General features: G+C 64.8%; 14 protein-coding genes. 8 read left to right on the top strand and 6 right to left on the bottom strand.

Features of this window, described 5'->3' with window-relative positions:
- Positions 1-83: 83 nt before the first annotated feature.
- The 4 genes from pnp to I6F38_RS38375 all read left to right on the top strand — a co-directional run bounded on the left by pnp (position 84) and on the right by I6F38_RS38375 (position 4,377).
- Positions 84-2,246, top strand: coding sequence for a polyribonucleotide nucleotidyltransferase (gene pnp / locus I6F38_RS38390; protein WP_050383431.1), 2,163 nt, complete (start codon positions 84-86; stop codon positions 2,244-2,246).
- A gap of 203 nt (positions 2,247-2,449) precedes the next feature.
- The gene (locus I6F38_RS38385) at positions 2,450-3,184 is read left to right on the top strand and encodes a superoxide dismutase (protein WP_225164077.1); all 735 of its coding nucleotides are present in this window, start codon (positions 2,450-2,452) and stop codon (positions 3,182-3,184) included.
- Between the two features lie 123 nt (positions 3,185-3,307).
- The gene (locus tag I6F38_RS38380) at positions 3,308-3,784 is read left to right on the top strand and encodes a GNAT family N-acetyltransferase (RefSeq protein ID WP_225164076.1); all 477 of its coding nucleotides are present in this window, start codon (positions 3,308-3,310) and stop codon (positions 3,782-3,784) included.
- A complete protein-coding gene (locus I6F38_RS38375) occupies positions 3,781-4,377 on the top strand; it encodes a glutathione S-transferase family protein (RefSeq protein WP_225164075.1) in 597 nt (198 codons plus the stop codon). Before I6F38_RS38380 ends, I6F38_RS38375 begins: the two co-directional genes overlap by 4 nt.
- 121 nt (positions 4,378-4,498) lie before the next feature.
- On the opposite strand, the gene fabV is transcribed toward I6F38_RS38375, so the two are convergent.
- The 3 genes from fabV to fabA all read right to left on the bottom strand — a co-directional run bounded on the left by fabV (position 4,499) and on the right by fabA (position 7,538).
- The gene (gene fabV / locus I6F38_RS38370; RefSeq protein WP_225164074.1) at positions 4,499-5,671 is read right to left on the bottom strand and encodes an enoyl-ACP reductase FabV; all 1,173 of its coding nucleotides are present in this window, start codon (positions 5,669-5,671) and stop codon (positions 4,499-4,501) included.
- Positions 5,672-5,749: 78 nt separating this feature from the next.
- Complete coding sequence (gene fabB / locus I6F38_RS38365) at positions 5,750-6,973, bottom strand: beta-ketoacyl-ACP synthase I (protein ID WP_092081034.1); 1,224 nt, start codon at positions 6,971-6,973, stop codon at positions 5,750-5,752.
- A 43-nt stretch (positions 6,974-7,016) separates the two neighbouring features.
- Complete coding sequence (gene fabA / locus I6F38_RS38360; protein ID WP_057015289.1) at positions 7,017-7,538, bottom strand: 3-hydroxyacyl-[acyl-carrier-protein] dehydratase FabA; 522 nt, start codon at positions 7,536-7,538, stop codon at positions 7,017-7,019.
- A 327-nt stretch (positions 7,539-7,865) separates the two neighbouring features.
- Between fabA and irrA the strand changes: the two genes are divergently transcribed.
- The gene (irrA, locus tag I6F38_RS38355) at positions 7,866-8,357 is read left to right on the top strand and encodes an iron response transcriptional regulator IrrA (RefSeq protein ID WP_026192029.1); all 492 of its coding nucleotides are present in this window, start codon (positions 7,866-7,868) and stop codon (positions 8,355-8,357) included.
- A 72-nt stretch (positions 8,358-8,429) separates the two neighbouring features.
- Here irrA and I6F38_RS38350 read toward each other — a convergent pair whose 3' ends face one another.
- Positions 8,430-8,957, bottom strand: a complete 528-nt coding sequence (locus I6F38_RS38350) for an SH3 domain-containing protein (RefSeq protein ID WP_225164092.1) — start codon at positions 8,955-8,957, stop codon at positions 8,430-8,432.
- A gap of 347 nt (positions 8,958-9,304) precedes the next feature.
- Here I6F38_RS38350 and I6F38_RS38345 point away from each other — a divergent pair, with 347 nt between their 5' ends.
- A complete protein-coding gene (locus I6F38_RS38345) occupies positions 9,305-10,309 on the top strand; it encodes a D-glycerate dehydrogenase (protein WP_057015287.1) in 1,005 nt (334 codons plus the stop codon).
- A gap of 522 nt (positions 10,310-10,831) precedes the next feature.
- Here I6F38_RS38345 and I6F38_RS38340 read toward each other — a convergent pair.
- Positions 10,832-11,743 (bottom strand): LysR family transcriptional regulator, encoded by a 912-nt coding sequence (locus I6F38_RS38340; RefSeq protein WP_225164091.1) that lies wholly within the window; start codon positions 11,741-11,743, stop codon positions 10,832-10,834.
- Positions 11,744-11,864: 121 nt separating this feature from the next.
- On the opposite strand from I6F38_RS38340, the gene I6F38_RS38335 reads away from it, so the two are divergent.
- Positions 11,865-12,872, top strand: a complete 1,008-nt coding sequence (locus tag I6F38_RS38335; protein ID WP_225164073.1) for an aldo/keto reductase — start codon at positions 11,865-11,867, stop codon at positions 12,870-12,872.
- A 9-nt stretch (positions 12,873-12,881) separates the two neighbouring features.
- Here I6F38_RS38335 and moeB read toward each other — a convergent pair whose 3' ends face one another.
- Entirely contained in the window at positions 12,882-13,685 is an 804-nt protein-coding gene (moeB, locus tag I6F38_RS38330) for a molybdopterin-synthase adenylyltransferase MoeB (protein WP_225164072.1), read from the bottom strand.
- 111 nt (positions 13,686-13,796) lie between these two features.
- Here moeB and I6F38_RS38325 point away from each other — a divergent pair, with 111 nt between their 5' ends.
- Positions 13,797-15,155, top strand: a complete 1,359-nt coding sequence (locus I6F38_RS38325) for a serine protease (protein WP_225164071.1) — start codon at positions 13,797-13,799, stop codon at positions 15,153-15,155.
- The last annotated feature ends 319 nt before the right edge of the window (positions 15,156-15,474 follow it).

The raw sequence follows: 15,474 nt of genomic DNA, 5'->3' as shown, positions 1-15,474 counted from the left end.
AGCGCATCAGTGTCTCGCCGTCTTGGCATGGTCTTTGTGTTTCAGGGCGCCGTGCTTTCGTGAAACCATGAAAGAAAACCGAAATGTTCAATTCGCATTCCGTCGAAATCGACTGGGGTGGACGTCCCCTCAAACTTGAAACCGGCAAGATCGCCCGCCAGGCCGACGGCGCCGTGATGGCCACCTACGGCGAGACCGTGGTGCTTGCCACCGTCGTTGCGGCGAAGGCGCCGCGCGAGGGCGTCGACTTCCTGCCGCTCACGGTCGACTACCAGGAGAAGACCTACGCCGCGGGCCGCATTCCCGGCGGCTATTTCAAGCGCGAAGGCCGTCCGACCGAGAAGGAGACGCTGGTCTCCCGCCTGATCGACCGCCCGATCCGTCCGCTGTTCGTCGACGGCTGGCGCAACGAGACCCAGGTGATCGTCACCGTGCTCTCGCACGACATGGAGAACGATCCGGACATCGTGTCGCTGGTCGCCGCCTCCGCCGCCCTGACGCTGTCGGGCGCGCCGTTCAAGGGCCCGATCGGCGCCGCGCGCGTCGGCTTCGCCAATGACGAATACGTGCTCAACCCGACGCTGGACGAGATGACCGAGACCCAGCTCGATCTCGTCGTCGCCGGCACCGCCGACGCCGTGCTGATGGTCGAATCGGAAGCCAAGGAGCTCAACGAGGACGTGATGCTCGGCGCGGTCATGTTTGGCCACCGCCACTTCCAGCCCGTCATCAACGCGATCATCGAGCTCGCCGAGAAGGCCGCCAAGGAGCCGCGCGAAGTCACCACGATCGACAATTCGGAGATCGAGAAGGAGATGCTCGGCATCGCCGAACAGGAGCTCCGCAAGGCCTATGCGATCCCGGTCAAGCAGGAACGCTATGCCGCGGTCGGCGCCGTCAAGGAAAAGGTGCTGGCGCACTTCTTCCCGGAAGGCCAGGAGCCGAAATACGACAAGCTTCGCGTCGCCGGCGTGTTCAAGGAACTGGAAGCCAAGATCGTTCGCTGGAACATCCTCGACACCGGCAAGCGCATCGACGGCCGTGACGCCAAGACCGTGCGCAACATCATCGCCGAAGCCGGCGTGCTGCCGCGTGCCCACGGCTCGGCGCTGTTCACCCGCGGTGAGACCCAGGCGATGGTCGTGACCACGCTCGGCACCGGCGAGGACGAGCAGTACATCGATGCACTGTCGGGGACGTACAAGGAAACGTTCCTGCTGCACTACAACTTCCCGCCCTACTCGGTCGGTGAAACCGGTCGCCTCGGCGGCACCAAGCGCCGCGAAATCGGCCACGGCAAGCTCGCCTGGCGCGCGATCCACCCGGTGCTGCCGCCGCATCACGAGTTCCCGTACACGATCCGCGTGGTCTCCGAGATCACCGAGTCGAACGGCTCGTCCTCGATGGCTTCGGTGTGCGGCGCGTCGCTGTCGCTGATGGACGCCGGCGTGCCGCTGAAGCGGCCGACGGCCGGTATCGCCATGGGCCTGATCCTCGAAGGTCAGCGCTTCGCGGTGCTGTCGGACATCCTCGGTGACGAGGATCATCTCGGCGACATGGACTTCAAGGTCGCCGGCACCGACCACGGCATCACCTCGCTCCAGATGGACATCAAGATCGAGGGTATCACCGAGGAGATCATGAAGGTTGCGCTTGGCCAGGCCAAGGAAGGGCGCATCCACATCCTCGGCGAGATGGCCAAGGCTCTGACCGCGGCGCGCGCCGAGCTCGGCGAATACGCACCGCGCATCGAGACCTTCAAGATCGCCACCGACAAGATCCGCGAAGTGATCGGCACCGGCGGCAAGGTGATCCGCGAGATCGTCGAGAAGACCGGCGCCAAGGTCAACATCGAGGACGACGGCACCGTGAAGGTCGCCTCCAACGATGGCGAGGCGATGAAGGCTGCGATCAAGTGGATCAAGTCGATCGCCTCCGATCCGGAGGTCGGCCAGATCTACGAGGGCACCGTCGTCAAGGTGATGGAGTTCGGCGCGTTCGTGAACTTCTTCGGCGCCAAGGACGGCCTCGTCCACATCAGCCAGCTCGCGTCCAACCGCGTGCAGAAGACCTCCGACGTCGTCAAGGAAGGCGACAAGGTCAAGGTCAAGCTGCTCGGCTTCGACGATCGCGGCAAGACCCGCCTGTCGATGAAGGCGGTCGACCAGGAGACCGGCGAGGATCTCGAGGCCAAGCAGAAGACCGAAGCGCCGGCTGCGGCGCCGCGCGAAGCTGCCGGCGAGTAAGCCAAGGCCAATCGACTAGCAAATCGACTGTTACGAAAAGGGCGGCCCTGTGGCCGCCCTTTTTGGTTTGCCGAGATCGGACGCAAATCAATCTCCGCTGATCGGCATGCGCGATTTTGACCCGGCATTGTGACCGGATTCGCTGGAACCCGTTCACAACTCGGGCCTAACATCAGGGAGCTTTCCCAGCACGGAGAACCACGATGTCCTCGATGTCCCGACGCCATTTGATCATCGCAGCAGGCGGCATCGCCGCGGCCGCCGCCACATCGCGCGCAGCGTTCGCGCAAGCCACGGCGCAGGCTCCAGCCGGACCGTTCAAGATCGATCCGCTGACCTATCCCACCAATGCGCTGGAGCCGCATATCGACGCCAAGACGATGGAAATCCATCACGACCGGCATCATCAGGCCTATGTCACCAACCTCAACAATTTCGCCAAGGACAATCCGCAGATCGCCGAGAAGCCGGTCGTCGAGGTGCTCGCCAATCTCGGCAGCGTGCCGGAGGCGATCCGTACCGGCGTTCGCAACAACATGGGCGGCCACGCCAACCACACCATGTTCTGGCAGATCATGGGACCGAACGGCGGCAAGGCGGACGGCGAGGTGCTCGCCGCGATCGATCGCGACCTCGGCGGCATGGAAAAATTCCAGACTGAATTCAACGCTGCCGGCGGGCGCGTGTTCGGCTCCGGTTGGGTGTTCGTCACCGTGACCAAGGACGGCAAGCTCGCGATCGAGACGCGGCCGAACCAGGACAATCCGATCATGGACGGCAAGCGCGCGCTGCTCGGCAATGACGTCTGGGAGCACGCCTATTATCTGACCTATCAGAACCGCCGGCCGGATTATCTCAAGGCGTGGTGGAATACGGTGAACTGGCAGGCCGTGGCCGAGCGCTATGCGGCAGCAAAGGCCGGCACGCTCGGCGTGTGAGCCGCCGGCCTCGCCGGTCGCACACAACTGCGCTAGAGTTGAAAGCTCCGCGAGACGATCGCGGGCTTTCGACTTTATGCACCCACAGCGTCGCGCCGCCGGCGTCGAACGCGATAGGGAACAATGACGCCGCCGATCATCCGCCCCGCTCGTCCCGACGAACATGACGCGATCGCGCGCGCCTGGATGGCGAGCTGGGTTTCGACCGGGCTCTCGCAAGCCAGCGACAGCTTGTTGAACGATCTGCGTGTCCGCCTGCCGCGCGAGATCGCCGGCGGCTGGAGCCTGTTCGTCGCCGACGATCGCGGCGCCATCGCCGCCATGCTTGCGCTGCACATGCCGACCTCGCTGCTCGATCAGCTGATGGTGGTCCCCGCCTATCATGGCCGGAGCCTGGGACGCGAGCTGCTTGCCTTCACGCGCCGGCAGATGCCCGACGAGATCTGGCTGAAATGCGTCCGCGAGAATGAGAAGGCCTGGCGCTGGTACGAGCGCGAAGGCTTTGTGTTCGAGAGGGAAGCGCCCAATCCGGTCACCGGCTTCATGATGAAGCACTATCGGTGGAAGAGGACAAACCGCACATCGGAGGCTACGCCATGATCAAGTTGTACTGGTCGCCGCGCTCGCGCTCGTTCTCAGCCATCTGGCTGCTGGAGGAATCCGGTCTGCCATACGAACGGGTGCTGACCGATATCAGCACCGGCGCGCAGAAATCGCCGGACTTCCTCAAGATCAACCCGATGGGCAAGGTGCCGGCGCTGACCGACGGCGACGCGCAGCTCGCCGAGGCCGCCGCGATCTGCGCCTATATCGCCGACCGCTATCCCGAGACCAAACTCGCGCCGGCAGCGACGGACCCGAAGCGGGCGCGCTACCTGCAGTGGCTGTTCTTCTCGCCGAGCTGCATCGAGCCGGCGCTGATCCAGCTCTTCACCAAGCTCGAGGTGCCGACCAGCACCGCGGCATGGGGCAGCGCCGCGCAGGTGTTCGACGTGCTCGACGCCGAGCTGCAGAAGGGGCCATGGATCCTCGGCGATCAATTCTCCGCTGCCGACATCGCGATCGGCGCGGGACTGAACTTTGCGGTGCGCGTGTTCAAGATGGTGCCGCCGCGGCCGTCATTCGAGGCCTATATCGGCCGCTGCGTGGCCCGGCCCGCGTTCCAGCGCGCAGAGAAGATCGCGGCGGGGTGAGACATGTAGCCCGGATGAAGCGCAGCGAAATCCGGGGCTCTCCGCCACAGAGGGACTGTTCCGGATTGCGCTTCGCTCCATCCGGGCTACGAAGCTGTGAATGCGATGTTTCCCGAACGGCCTAACCCGGCACGACGCGGGGATCGACATCCTGCGTGTAGTCGACGCCGTCGATGCCGAAGCCGAATAGGCGCAGGAACTGGCTCTTGTACTCGCCGAGATCGGCCAACTCGCCGAGCGTCTCGGTGGTGAGCAGTGGCCAGCGCCGCGACACTTCCGTCTGCACTTCGGGCGAAAGCTCCCAATCGTCGACCCGGACGCGCTGCGTATCGTCGAGCGCGACATCCTTGCCGAGTTTGGTGCGGAACAGGCGATCGATCTGCTCGATGCAGCCTTCGTGAAGCCCGAGCTGCTTCATCACCTTGAACAGCACGGTGCCATAGAGCGGCACCACCGGAATGGCCGAGCTCGCCTGGGTGACCACGGCCTTCAGCGCGACGACGCGGGCGGCGTCCGCACCGAGCCGGCCGCGGATCGCTTCCGCCTTGCTGTCGAGATCGACCTTGGCGCGGCCGAGCGTGCCGTTCCAGTAGATCGGCCAGGTCAGTTCACTGCCGATATAGGTGTAGTTGAGCGTCCGGAAGCCCGGCGCCAGCACGCCGGCATCCGCGAGCTGGTCGATCCAGCGCTTCCAGTCGTCGCCGCCCATCACCGCGACGGTTGCCGCGGTTTGCTCCTCGCTCGCCGGTTCGAGCGTGGTCTGGAACACCTCGCCGGTCTCGGTGTCGAGCGTCTTGATCTCGACCGGGGCGCCCAGCGGCTTGATCACCGAACGATAGGTCTTGCCGGTGTCGGGATCGGTCCGGACCGGAGCGGCCATGCTGTAGACCAGCAGGTCGAGCTGTCCGAATTTCTCGCGCACGCGCTCGATGAAGGTCGCCTTCAGCTCGTCGGAGAAGGCGTCGCCTTCGAGCGTCAGCGGCGAGCGTCCGATCTTCTGGGCCTCGATCTCGAAGGCGCGGTTGTTGTACCAGCCGGCGCTGGCGCTTCTCTTTTCCGACGGCTCGCGCTCCAGCGACACGCCGATCGTATCGGCGCCGCCGGCGAAGGTCGCGACGATGCGGCTCGCGAGGCCATACCCCGTCGAGCAGCCCAGCACGGCAACGCGCTTCGGGCAGTCGGCGACCGGGCCCTGCTTCAGAACATAGGCGATCTGTTCGCGGACATTCGTGGCGCAGCCGACGGGATGTGCCGTCGTGCAGATGAAGCCTCGCACGCGCGGTTCAATAATCATTCCCACCCCATTCCGGATCGTTGCAATGTTCCCATTCGCTGCCCGCGGACCTCCCTCGGCAAGCGAGGAGAGGCGAAATCACGCGTCAAGCCGCCTGAACACCAGCGTCGCGTTGGTGCCGCCGAAGCCGAACGAGTTCGACAGCACGGTGTTGAGCTTGGCGTTGTCGATGCGCTTGCGCACGATCGGCATGTCGGCAAACACCGGATCGAGTTCGGTGATATGCGCGCTCTCGCAGATGAAGCCGTTGTTCAGCATCAGCAGCGAATAGATCGCTTCCTGCACGCCGGTGGCGCCGAGCGAGTGGCCGGTCAGCGCCTTGGTCGCCGAGATCGGCGGGCACTTGTCGCCGGTGCCGAACACCTTGCGGATCGCCTCGATCTCCGGCGGATCGCCGGCGGGCGTCGAAGTGGCGTGCGGATTGATGTAATCGACCGGCGTGTTCACCGTCGACATCGCCATCCGCATGCAGCGCTCGGCGCCCTCGCCCGACGGCGCCACCATGTCGTAGCCGTCGGACGTCGCGCCGTAGCCGACGACCTCGCCATAGATCCTGGCGCCGCGCGCCTTGGCATGCTCGAGCTCTTCCAGCACCACGACACCCGCGCCGCCCGCGATGACGAAGCCGTCGCGGTTGAGATCGTAGGGACGCGAGGCGGTGGCCGGCGTGTCGTTGTACTTCGAGGACATCGCGCCCATGGCGTCGAACAGCACCGACAGCGTCCAGTCGAGTTCCTCGCAGCCGCCGGCGAAGATGACATCCTGCTTGCCGATCTGGATCGTCTCATAGGCGTTGCCGATGCAATGGTTCGACGTCGCGCAGGCCGAGGAGATCGAATAGTTCACGCCCTTGATCTTGAACCAGGTGGCGAGCGTCGCCGACGCGGTCGAGGACATGCCCTTCGGCACCGCGAACGGACCGACGCGCTTCGGGCCCTTGGCGCGTGCGATGTCGGCGGCCTCCACCAGCGTGCGCGTCGACGGACCGCCGGATCCCATGATGATGCCGGTACGGATGTTGGAGACTTCGCTTTCCTCGAGGCCCGAGTCGCGGATCGCCTGTTCCATCGCAACGTGATTCCACGCCGCACCTTCGGCAAGGAACCGCATCGCGCGGCGATCGATCACCTCGGCAGGATTGAGTGTCGGCGCACCGTGCACCTGCGAACGGAAGCCGAGTTCGGCGGCCTTCTCCGCGCGCGAAATGCCCGACTTCGCCTCGTAGAGGCTCGCAAGCACTTCCTGGGTGTTGTTACCGATGGACGAGACAATACCCATCCCCGTGATGACAACCCGCCTCATGTTCGCCTCGCCCTGCCTTTATGTTGCCGCATGATGATCCTGCTCAAGATGGAGCCGTGCCCTGCTTGAACAACCCGACCTTCAAGTCCTTGGCGCGATAGATAATCTCGTCGTCCATGGAAAGCCACCCGTCGGCAATTCCAAGCACGAGCTTTGACCGCATCACGCGCTTGATATCGATGTTGTACACAACCTTGCGCGCTTGCGGCAGCACCTGTCCGGAGAACTTCAGCTCGCCGAGGCCGAGCGCGCGGCCACGACCTTCGCCACCGATCCAGCCGAGGTAAAAGCCGACCATTTGCCACATGGCATCGAGGCCGAGGCAGCCCGGCATCACCGGATCATTCTTGAAATGGCAGCCGAAGAACCAGAGATCCGGTTTCACCTCGAGCTCGGCGCGCACCAGCCCCTTGCCGAACTCGCCGCCATTCTCCGAAATCTCGCTGATGCGATCGAACATGAGCATCGGCGGCAGCGGCAACTGGGCGTTGCCGGGACCGAAAAGCTCGCCCCGCCCGCAAGCCAGCAAATCCTCGTATTCGTAACCGCCGCGCCGATCCAGCATCCTCTTTCCACCTCTGATGTCCCGATGAGCGCTTTGCTTGGTCGGACCTTGATCTACCCACGGGAACCGGAATAACCCGTCCCGCATCTTGGCGCTACCTGGGTACGCTACGGCCTGTTATCTCTGCCGAAAGCGCATATGTGGTCCGCGCGCTCTCTAACATAGCGCCAACTGGGCGGCAAAGCGGCATTCCGAGGATAAATGACCGCTTCTCCTTAGGTTTCTACCGCAGCTTGGATTCGTTCTAGTTGCGAAAAACTTGCATCTGATAGGCATCCTTTTTATATTTATGAGGAATATTGCCTGAGTTGGGTGCATAGAGTGGATATGAACGAGGAAGTACCGGCTGTGAACGATGATGCCGTGCACCCGGCTGCCCGGGGCGCTGGGCACCACCCTGCCCTGACCGGCTGTCCGTGGCATGACGTCAACGAGATGTTGCAGTCTGCCGGTCTGCGGCCGACCCGCCAGCGCATGGCGCTGGGCTGGCTGTTGTTCGGCAAGGGTGCCCGCCACCTGACCGCTGAAATGCTGTACGAGGAAGCCACGCTGGCCAAGGTTCCGGTGTCGCTGGCGACCGTCTACAACACCCTGAACCAGCTGACCGATGCCGGCCTGCTGCGCCAGGTTAGCGTCGACGGCACGAAAACCTATTTCGATACCAACGTGTCGACGCACCACCACTTCTATCTCGAGCACAACCACGAGCTGGTCGATATCCCCGATCCGAACCTCGTGCTGTCGAAGATGCCCGACGTGCCGGAAGGCTACGAGATTTCCCGCGTCGACATGGTGGTGCGGCTGCGCAAGAAGCGCTGAACGGTCTTACCGTCGATTTGAGTTGTGATGGCCGGGCTCGTCCCGGCCATTTTCATTTGCGGTCGGGGAAGCTCAGTCCACCTTCTCGTCGGCGTAGACGCCCCAGAGGCGCTGCTGCTCGATCCAGCCGTCGAACCCGCTGCCGGTGACCCGGCACCAGTTATTGGCGCATTTCTTCACCTGCGCGACGACGCCGGCCTGCAGGCGGGCCGCGATCGCGCTGGTGGCGTCGGGGCGATCGTAGAGCGAGGCCAGATCGTCCTTGTTCTTCATCGTGACGACGGCGGTGCGGCGGCCGGACAGCAGGGAGTGATAGACCCAGCCTTCGGCACCCTCGGAATCGCGCACCCGGCGCCAGTTCTCGAACTCGGCGGTGATTTCGACCGGCAGCCCCGACCGCGTGTAGACCCAGGCGACGTCATTGTCCTTGGTCGGGCCGGCCCGGACGTTCACGTGATCCGACTTCAGGCTGACATAGCGCGGAATCGGCAGGCCGCTGGTAGTGGGGCTCAAATCCTTGGCGGAATGTCCGGGCATGACCGACGCGCTCAGCATGCTTCCGACCAGCGCCACCAATGAACCGAAACGCCAGAACGCCACCATCAACCCGTCTCCTGCCGAGATGCCCAACCCGCATTCGGCGCACTGCAACCCCAACCACGCCCGAAGGCCCCTGCGCCTGCGCCCGTTCGCTCCCGCACTGCAAGTCCGAGGGGTTCTTGTCTTGGCCCGGCCTTCTGCTAGAGAGGACGGAACGCCTGAGAGCCAGAACACCCGAATTTCCCGTCGTTTCGCCTTGGCGAAAAGCCGGGGCAAGTATCGGGGAACCCTAGGAAACGCGAAGGAAACGCCGGGACAGCGCGGCTATCAGCAGTGTCGAACAACCGGGTTAATGAGGCCTGAACGGTTTGTTTTTTGGCAGGCCGCGCGCCTCATGAAAGCAGGACATGTCGGTGAAGAAAAAGCCTCTCGTCGTCGTCACCCGCAAGCTGCCGGACTCGATCGAGACCCGGATGCGCGAGCTGTTCGACGCCAGATTGAATCTCGACGACACGCCGATGACGCCGGAGCAGATCGCCGAGGCGGCGAGGACCGCCGACGTGCTGGTGCCGACCGTGACCGACATGATCCGCGAGGACGTGATCAATCAGCCCGACTGCAAGCTGAAGATGATCGCCAATTTCGGCAACGGCGTCGACAATATCGATGTCGCCGCGGCGCATGCGCGTGGCATCACGGTGACCAACACCCCGAAGGTGCTGACCGAGGACACCGCCGACATGACCATGGCGCTGATCCTGGCGGTGCCGCGGCGCCTGATCGAGGGCGCTTCGATCCTGACCGAAGGCAAGCAGCACTGGGCGGGCTGGTCGCCGACCTGGATGCTCGGCCACCGCATCGGTGGAAAGAGGCTCGGCATCGTCGGCATGGGCCGCATCGGCCAGGCCGTGGCGCGCCGTGCCCGCGCCTTCGGCCTGCAGATCCACTATCACAACCGCCGCCCGGTGGCGCCTATGATCGCCGAAGAGCTCGGGGCCACCTATTGGGAAAGCCTCGATCAGATGCTGGCGCGGATGGACATCATCTCGGTGAATTGCCCGCACACGCCGGCCACCTATCACCTGCTCTCGGCGCGGCGGCTCAAGCTGATCCGGAAAGAGGCCTATGTCGTCAACACCGCGCGCGGCGAGGTGATCGACGAGGACACGCTGATCAAGCTGATCGAAGCCGGCGATATCGGCGGCGCAGCCCTCGACGTCTATGAGCACGAGCCGGCGGTGAACCCCAAGCTGGTGCGGCTCGCCAAGGCCGGCAAGGTGACGCTGCTGCCGCATATGGGTTCGGCCACCATCGAGGGCCGCGTCGAGATGGGCGAGAAGGTGATCATCAACATCCGAACCTTCCTCGACGCCCACAAGCCGCCGGATCGCGTGCTACCGAGCATGCTGTGATTTCGTAGCCGGGATTGCGCCGCGCTCGATCCAAGCCACGCAGCTCCAACCTCCCTTAAATAGGGGAGGTCGCCTTGCTCGCCAGAGCAAAGCGGGTGGGGATCATCTCTCTCCACGAGCGACGGTGCGTGTGGCTGCCCCCCATCCCGACCTTCCCCCTTTCAGGGGAAGGGAAGAGAGATCTGTAGCCCGGATGGAGCGCTGCGAAATCCGGGGCCTGTATCCGCGGACAGACCGCCCCCGGATTGCGCTTCGCTCCATCCGGGCTACAGGACGTGGGTAGTCATATGCGACAGCCCTGCCGTCGCGGGGGCGCGCTGCCAAAATATCGAAAACAACCCCATGCAAAGGAGCCGATGCGGCCGGCGAGGCGCATGCTGTAATCACCCATTCGGTGTCGTCCCTGCGAACGCAGGACCTCGTTGTTGCGAGGGCTGTGGCCCCCAGCGCTGCAAGACAATCCGCATTTGTGGTTATGGGTCCCGGCTCAAGGTCGGGACGACGATGTGGTGACAGCCCGTCTTACCTCTTCCGCAGCGCCTGCTTGCGCCAGTCGGCAACGAACGACACGAACGCGGCGAGCGCCGGCGGCGGCTGGCGACGGCTCGGATAATAGAGGAACGGTCCGTCGAATGGCGGGCACCAGTCGTCGAGCACGCTGACCAGCGCACCGGATTTAACGCCGTAGCGGACATAGCCCTCGAACGTCGCCCAGTAGCCGACGCCGTCATGAACCGCACGCAGCGCGAGGCCGAGATGGGTCGCGGTCAGCCTGGCCGGCGGTGAAATCTTCACCACACGGCCGTTCTTCTCGAACTCCCAATCGAACATCACGCCGTTGCTGAAGCGGCTGCGGATACAGGGGTGCGCCAGCAGATCCTTCGGATGCATCGGCCGGCCGTGCTTTGCGACATACTCACTGGACGCCACGATCGCGTAACGTTGCGGCGCGCCCAATGGGACCGCGACCATGTCCTGTGCCAGGTGCTCGCCGTAACGCACGCCGGCGTCAAAGCCCTGCGCGACGATGTCGACGAACGCACTCTCCGCGACGACGTCGAGCTCGACCCGCGGATATCTGGCGAGGAACGGCGCGATCATCGGCGCCAGCACCAGATCGACCGCGGGCGGCGGCGCGTTGATGCGCAACCGCCCCGACGGCTCGGCGCGCAGGCCGCGCACCTCGATGATCGCATCGGCAACATTGACCATGGCCGGCGCGACACGGGCAAGCAGCAGTTCGCCGGCCTCGGTCAGCGCGACGCTGCGGGTGGTGCGGTTCATCAGGCGGACGCCGAGCCGCTTCTCCATGTCGCGCAGGCGCTGGCTGAGGCTGGAGACCGAGACGCGCTGCTCGAGCGCCGCACGCCGGAAATTGCGCGTGCGCGCCACCGCCACGAAGGCGTCGAGGTCGCGAAGGTCGAAATCCTGCATTGTTCGATATAGTGAACAAGCCATTCGCGATTGTCCAGCTTATCGGCGAAAGCTGGCCGGCCCATATCAGCTCGGCATTTGGCGACGGATTTTCCGCCGCAAACGTTCGAGGAACATCCACATGGACACACGCAAACTCGGCTCAACCGGGCCCACCGTCTCGGCCCTCGGCCTCGGCTGCATGGGCATGTCCGAGGTCTATGGCCCGGCCGATCGCGGCGAGAGCATCGCCACGGTGCATGCGGCGCTCGATGCCGGCATCACGCTGCTGGATACCGGCGACTTCTACGCCATGGGCCACAACGAGATGCTGGTGCAGGAAGCCCTGAAGGACGTCGCGCGCGACCGGCTGCAGATCAGCGTCAAGTTCGGCGCGCTGCGCGGCCCCGCGGGTGAATTCGCCGGAATGGACACCCGACCGGCCGCGACGAAGAATTTTCTCGCCTATTCGCTGCAACGTCTCGGCACCGACTACATCGACATCTATCGCCCGGCACGTCTCGATCCCAACGTTCCGATCGAGGAGACGATCGGCGGCATCGCCGATCTGGTGAAGTCCGGCTACATCAGACATATCGGCCTGTCTGAGGTCGGCTCCGACACCATCCGCCGTGCTCATGCCGTGCATCCGATCGTCGATCTCCAGATCGAATACTCGCTGATCGAGCGTGGTATCGAGCGCGATATCCTGACGACCTGCCGCGAGCTTGGCATCGGCATCACAGCCTACGGCGTGCTGGCGCGCGGACTGATCAGCGGCCACTGGTCGAAGGAGTCCGGCAAGATCGGCAGGGACTACCGACTGATGACGCCGCGCTTCCAGGGCGCGAACCTCGATGCCAATCTCGCGCTGGTGGAGCAGTTGCGCGCTATTTCCGCCGAGATCGGGGCGACGCCGGCGCAGGTCGCGATCGCCTGGGTCGCGGCGCAGGGCAGGGAGATCGTGCCGCTGGTCGGCGCCCGCACCCGCAACCGTCTCACCGAAGCGCTCGGCGCGACCAAGCTGACGCTGACGCAAGCCCATCTCGCAGCGCTGGCGAAAGCCTTCCCGCCGGATATCGCTGCCGGCACGCGCTATGCGGCCGAGCAGATGGCGCATCTCGACAGCGAGAAGCCGGCCAGCAGATAACGGCAGCAATCAGGTGCGATGGGCGCTGAGGTCAGTGATGACAGGCCCATCGCCATTGAGCGGGTTCTGCGGATCGCGCGCGTAGCGTAGGGTTTCGAACCGCATCGCGCGCGCATCCACCATCAGGAGGCGACCGACCAGGCCCTCGCCGAAGCCGACGATCTCGCGGATCGCCTCCAGCGCCATCATCGATCCCAGGACGCCGGCAAGCGCACCCATCACGCCGGCCTCGGCGCAGGCCGGCACCGTGCCCGGCGGCGGCGCCTCCGGAAACAGGCAGCGATAGGTCGGGTTGAACACGCCGTCCGCATTCTTCTCATGCGCGCGGATCGTGGTCAGTGAACCGTCGAACTGCCCCAGTGCCGCCGTGATCAGCGGCCGCTTGGCGAGGAAGCAGGCATCGGCGACGAGGTAGCGGGTTTCGAAATTGTCGGAGCCGTCGAGCACGAGATCGTAGTTCGCGATCAGCGCCATCGCATTGTCGGCGGTGAGCCGCATCGGATGCGCCTCGAACGTCACATGCGGATTGAGCGCATGGATCTGCGCCGCCGCGCTGTCGACCTTGCGCTTGCCGATGTCAGACGTCGCATGGATGATCTGGCGCTGCAAATTGGAGAGCGAGACGATATCGTCATCGATCACGCCGAGCCGGCCGACGCCGGCGGCAGCCAGATACATCAGCACCGGCGCGCCGAGGCCGCCGGCGCCGATCACCAGCACCGACGCTTCTTTCAGCGCATTCTGGCCGGGGCCGCCCACCTCGCGCAGCACGATGTGGCGGGCATAGCGTTCAAGTTCGTCGGCACTCAGCATTGCGGTGTCCTGCGCGCTGTTCCCTGAACCGGAGCGCGGTTGTTGCCGACCAAGCAGATGTGCTTAATTGCCTGGACGTCAATGGTGTCAGTCATTCCCCCCGGATTTGTCATGAGATCGGTGCTTTCGGCAACATTGATGGCCGCTTCCATGGGCATGGCGCAGGCCCAGATGACGCCGCCCTCGACGGCGGGGGCGAAGCCGAAAACCGTGGCGACGGTGCCGATACGCCCCGGGCTGCAGAAGCCGGAGGATACCGCTGGCGCGATGGCGCAGGCCGAGCGGCTGGCGCTGCAATCCGACCTCGCCTGGGTCGGCGAATATAACGGCGCCATTACCGGCGACGTCAGCGAGCGCATGGTCAATGCGATCAAGGAATTCCAGAAGAAGCGCGGCGGCAAGCCGACCGGCGTGCTGAACCCGCAGGAGCGCGGCGTGCTCGCCGACACTGCGCGGCGGAAGCAGGAAGGTGTCGGCTGGAAGATCGTCACCGAGCCGGCCACCGGGGCGCGGCTCGGCATTCCGACCAAGCTGGTGCCGCAGCTCACCAGCGACGCTTCCGGGGCCAAATGGACCTCGCCGACCGGCACCGTCCAGGTGCTGCTGACCCGGCGCAAGGAAGCAAGCCCCGCCACCGCAAAGCTTGCCGAGCAAGAAAAGAAGGAGCCGGCCGGCCGCACCATCGACTACACCGTGGTGAAGCCGGATTTCTTCGTGCTGTCGGGCATGCAGGGGCTGAAGAAGTTCTATCTGCGCGGCACCTTGAAGGGCGACGAGATCCGCATCCTCACCATCCTCTATGACCAGGCGATGCAGACCACGGTCGAGCCGGTGGTGATCGCGATGTCGAGCGCCTTCAACGCATTTCCGTCCGCCGTGCAGGCCGGTCCGCCGCCGCGCAAGACCGTCGAATATGCCACCGGCGTCGTGGTCAGCGATGACGGCGCCATCGTGACCGATCGCGTCGCGACCGACGACTGCATCGCGCTGACGATCCCGGGCTACGGCAATGCCGATCGGGTCGCCGACGACAAGGATCACGACCTCGCGCTGCTGCGCATCTATGGCGCGCGCGGGCTGAAGCCGCTCAATATCGCAGGCCAGGCGACGCAGACCGCGCTCGACATCACCGGGATTGCCGATCCGCAGAACCAGGGCGGCGGCGCGGCCGCGAGCAGCGTGAAGGCCTCGGTCGCACAGATCGGCGGCGGCGATCAGGCGCTGTCACCGACGCCGGCGCTCGGGTTCTCCGGCGCGGCGGCGCTCGACGGCGGCGGCAGGTTTGCCGGCATCGCGACGCTGAAACCCGTCGTCGTTGCAGGCCCCCCAAACGCGGCGCCGCCGGCGCAGGCCGCGCTGGTGCCGGCCGACACGGTGCGCAGCTTCCTGAAGGCGCATGGCGTGACCGCGTCGGGCGACTCGGCGGACGCCAAGGCCGCCGTGGTCCGCGTGATCTGCGTCAGGAAGTAGAACTCCGTAGCCCGGATGCAGCGAAGCGCAATCCGGGGCGGCTCTCGCCGCCGGCGCGACCGGTCCCGGATTACGCTTCGCTGCATCCGGGCTACGAGCTTTCGCGGGTATGACAGCCACGGCTCTTCCCATACGTCGTCCTGGCGAAAGCCAGGACCCATATGTGGACGGCCCCCGTGGCACAAGAGCTGTTTGGTGAGATCGGATCGCTTGCATCCATATGTCCGGCCTGTTGGGTGCGATCGAATGGATCGCTGGCCAAGATGGTTTGCGCGATGCGAGTTCCAAACAACCACGCGGCCTGTTGGCGGCCGATGGG

Source organism: Bradyrhizobium sp. BRP56 (genome assembly GCF_020194035.1).
GTDB classification, from domain to species: Bacteria; Pseudomonadota; Alphaproteobacteria; order Rhizobiales; family Xanthobacteraceae; genus Bradyrhizobium; species Bradyrhizobium australafricanum.
This window is presented reverse-complemented; position numbering and strand designations above follow the sequence as displayed.

Excerpts from the sequence above, each read along its gene's own strand:
- I6F38_RS38380 (WP_225164076.1), top strand. The coding sequence starts at position 3,308 with ATGACGCCGCCGATCATCCGCCCCGCTCGTCCCGACGAACATGACGCG.
- I6F38_RS38375 (WP_225164075.1), top strand. The coding sequence starts at position 3,781 with ATGATCAAGTTGTACTGGTCGCCGCGCTCGCGCTCGTTCTCAGCCATC.
- fabA (WP_057015289.1), bottom strand. The coding sequence starts at position 7,538 with ATGCTGGATCGGCGCGGCGGTTACGAATACGAGGATTTGCTGGCTTGC.
- moeB (WP_225164072.1), bottom strand. The coding sequence starts at position 13,685 with ATGCTGAGTGCCGACGAACTTGAACGCTATGCCCGCCACATCGTGCTG.
- pnp (WP_050383431.1), top strand. The coding sequence starts at position 84 with ATGTTCAATTCGCATTCCGTCGAAATCGACTGGGGTGGACGTCCCCTC.
- I6F38_RS38340 (WP_225164091.1), bottom strand. The coding sequence starts at position 11,743 with ATGCAGGATTTCGACCTTCGCGACCTCGACGCCTTCGTGGCGGTGGCG.
- irrA (WP_026192029.1), top strand. The coding sequence starts at position 7,866 with ATGAACGAGGAAGTACCGGCTGTGAACGATGATGCCGTGCACCCGGCT.
- fabB (WP_092081034.1), bottom strand. The coding sequence starts at position 6,973 with ATGAGGCGGGTTGTCATCACGGGGATGGGTATTGTCTCGTCCATCGGT.
- fabV (WP_225164074.1), bottom strand. The coding sequence starts at position 5,671 with ATGATTATTGAACCGCGCGTGCGAGGCTTCATCTGCACGACGGCACAT.
- I6F38_RS38325 (WP_225164071.1), top strand. The coding sequence starts at position 13,797 with ATGAGATCGGTGCTTTCGGCAACATTGATGGCCGCTTCCATGGGCATG.
- I6F38_RS38335 (WP_225164073.1), top strand. The coding sequence starts at position 11,865 with ATGGACACACGCAAACTCGGCTCAACCGGGCCCACCGTCTCGGCCCTC.
- I6F38_RS38345 (WP_057015287.1), top strand. The coding sequence starts at position 9,305 with ATGTCGGTGAAGAAAAAGCCTCTCGTCGTCGTCACCCGCAAGCTGCCG.
- I6F38_RS38385 (WP_225164077.1), top strand. The coding sequence starts at position 2,450 with ATGTCCTCGATGTCCCGACGCCATTTGATCATCGCAGCAGGCGGCATC.